The organism is Intrasporangium sp. (assembly GCF_032907665.1).
Lineage (GTDB): Bacteria > Actinomycetota > Actinomycetes > Actinomycetales > Dermatophilaceae > Intrasporangium.
Genome location: NZ_JAJJPG010000255.1, coordinates 1 through 2,640 on the forward strand (window position 1 = coordinate 1; position 2,640 = coordinate 2,640).

3 protein-coding genes are annotated in these 2,640 nt (G+C 68.4%); all 3 read right to left on the bottom strand.

All coding sequences use genetic code 11. The annotated features are described in order from the left end of the window. Positions 1-31 precede the first annotated feature (31 nt). A complete protein-coding gene (gene narI / locus LOY02_RS19085; protein WP_317183942.1) occupies positions 32-781 on the bottom strand; it encodes a respiratory nitrate reductase subunit gamma in 750 nt (249 codons plus the stop codon). Next, positions 778-1,503, bottom strand: a complete 726-nt coding sequence (narJ, locus tag LOY02_RS19090; RefSeq protein WP_317183943.1) for a nitrate reductase molybdenum cofactor assembly chaperone — start codon at positions 1,501-1,503, stop codon at positions 778-780. The genes narI and narJ overlap by 4 nt, the downstream gene beginning before the upstream one ends. Then, positions 1,500-2,640: 4Fe-4S dicluster domain-containing protein (locus tag LOY02_RS19095; protein ID WP_317183944.1), on the bottom strand; the 1,141-nt coding region annotated here is incomplete at its 5' end. The genes LOY02_RS19095 and narJ, both read right to left, overlap by 4 nt.

Genomic DNA, 2,640 nt, shown 5'->3' on the forward strand with positions numbered 1-2,640 from the left:
GTGTCGCGGCCGAGCCACGGAGCGCGATCGGTCACTGCACTCGTTCCCAACCGCGCTTCGGGGCGCGCGTGCCGACTGCCGTGCCCGTGCGCTCGTCCTTGCTCCGGTAGACGATGTACGGACGGGTGATGTAGCCGAGCGGCGCCGAGAAGACGTGCACGAGACGGGTGAACGGCCAGAGGGCGAAGAGGAAGCTGGCCGTCAGCGCGTGCAGCTGGAAGCCGAGCGGGATGCCGACCATGTACTCCGGGTCGGGGTTGCCGGAGAAGATTCCGCGGAACCACAGCGACACGCTCTCGCGGTAGTCGAAGGCGTGCCCGTCCGAGGAGCCGAGGCCGAAGATGCTCGACGCGATGGTGTTCCACATGCCGAGGACGATGACGAGGCCGAGGAAGAAGTACATCGTCTTGTCCATCGGTGTCGTCGCCGAGAAGACCGGCCCGACGGTGCGGCGGCGGTAGATGAGGATGACCATCCCGACGAACGCGGCGATGCCCGCTGCCATGCCACCGATGACCGCCGCCCAGTGGTACATGGTCTCGCTGATCCCGACGGCGTCGGTCCACGACTTCGGGATGACGAGACCGAGGATGTGGCCCGCGACGACCCCCAGCATGCCGAAGTGGAACAGGGGGCTGCCCCAGCGCAGCAACCGATCCTCGTAGAGCTGGGAGCTGCGCGTCGTCCAGCCGAACTTGTCGTAGCGGTAGCGCCACCAGTGCCCGACGACGAACACGGCGAGGCAGAGGTAGGGGAAGATCACCCAGAGAAAGACGCTCATGAACGAACTCCAATGGTCGAGAACTCAGCCACGCGGGTGGTCGGGGGGTGCGCAGAGGGCGGGGCCCCGCCGGTGAGGGGGTCGATGGCGTACGGCTCCAGGCCGACCTCCTCCTGCGGCGGACCTGCTTCGACGAGCCGGCGGACGGCGTCGATGCCCTCGCCGTCGAGCTCGGGCAGCGTCGCCGCAAGGGCGACGAGCAGCTGCTCCCACGGGGACTGCCTGTCTGCGAGAGCGAGCCGGAGCATCTCGATACCCGCCCGGTGGTCGTTGACGAGCTTCCACGCGGCCTCGAGGTCGACGGTCGCGCCGAACTCGAGGACGACGCCGAGATGGTCGGGCAGCTCCTCCTCGGTGAGCTCGACCCCCGACCGGCGGAAGGCCTGCTTGAACTGCACGAGCGCCACGCCGCGGCGCCGCGTGTCGCCGAACGTGAAGTAGGTGAGGTAGAGGCAACACCTGCGGGTGTGGTCGAACGTCTCGACGTAGTCACGTTGCGCGTCCTCGAGGGGCCGGGAGGCCAGGTGGTCGAGGAACGAGCCCAGCGGCATACGGACTGGGTCCGGAAGGGGAGCCACGGCACGGCGCAGCAGCTCGTGTCGCGCCAACGACTCCTCGCTGGGGTAGTCGAGCAGCAGGGAGATCGCCTGCCAGGCGACTCGGAGCTGCTCGTCCGGGAGCCGTGACGCCTGAGCGCGGGCGAGGCGCCGGAACGGGTTCACCGCCGGTCCTTCCGTCGAGGGAACAGCCCGCGCGGCGCGCCCCTGCCGTCCCAGTTGAGCAGGTTGACCCTGCCCCGCTTGCTCCCACCGCCGACGAGCTCCTCGGAGGTCTGGCGCTCCTGGAGGGCCTGGAACGTCTCCGCCGCGACCGGGGTCAGGGCTCCGGAGCCCTCACCGAAGACGCCGGTCTCCGGCTCGGCGTAGAGGTCGACGGGACACTCGGTCGCGAGCTCCTCGAGGCCGTGCGCCTGCTCGACGTGCGCGGTCGGGATGACGTAGCGCTCGTCGTACTTCGCGATGGCGAGCAGCCGGAACATCTCGTACATCGACTCGGCGTCCATCCCGACCGACTCGGCGATCGCGCCGTCCGGGTCGCCACCGAGGTTGATGTCGCGCATGAAGGATCGCATGGCGGCGAGCTTCTTGAGCACGTCGTTGACGGGGGTGACATCGCCGGCGGTGAAGAGGTTGGCGAGGTACTCGACCGGGATGCGCAGGGTGTCGATCGCCGCGAAGAGGTTGCCCTGGTCCTCGGCGTCGTGCCCGGTCTCCTTGATGACGTCGACGACGGGTGACAGCGGCGGGATGTACCAGACCATCGGCATGGTGCGGTACTCCGGGTGCAGTGGCAGGGCCACCCGGTAGTCCTGGATGAGCCGGCGCACCGGGGAGATCTTCGCCGCCTCGATCCAGTCGAGCGGGATGCCCTGACGCTCGGCCTCGCGGGCGACCTCCGGGTCGTTCGGGTCGACGAAGACGTCCAGCTGTGCCTGGTAGAGGTCCTCGTCGTTCGCCACCGAGGCCGCCTCGAGGACCTTGTCGGCGTCGTAGATCATCAGACCGATGTAACGCAGCCGGCCGACGCACGTCTCTGCGCAGACCGTCGGGATGCCCACCTCGACGCGCGGGTAGCAGAAGGTGCACTTCTCGGCCTTGCCGGTCTTGTGGTTGAAGTAGACCTTCTTGTAGGGGCAGCCCGACACGCACATGCGCCAGCCACGGCACTTGTCCTGGTCGACGAGCACGATGCCGTCCTCGCTGCGCTTGTAGATCGCGCCGCTCGGGCAGCTCGCGGCACAGCTCGGGTTGAGGCAGTGCTCGCAGATCCGCGGCAGGTAGAACATGAAGGTCTGCTCG

Coding starts and splice junctions, on each gene's coding strand:
- narI (WP_317183942.1), bottom strand. CDS start 781: ATGAGCGTCTTTCTCTGGGTGATCTTCCCCTACCTCTGCCTCGCCGTG.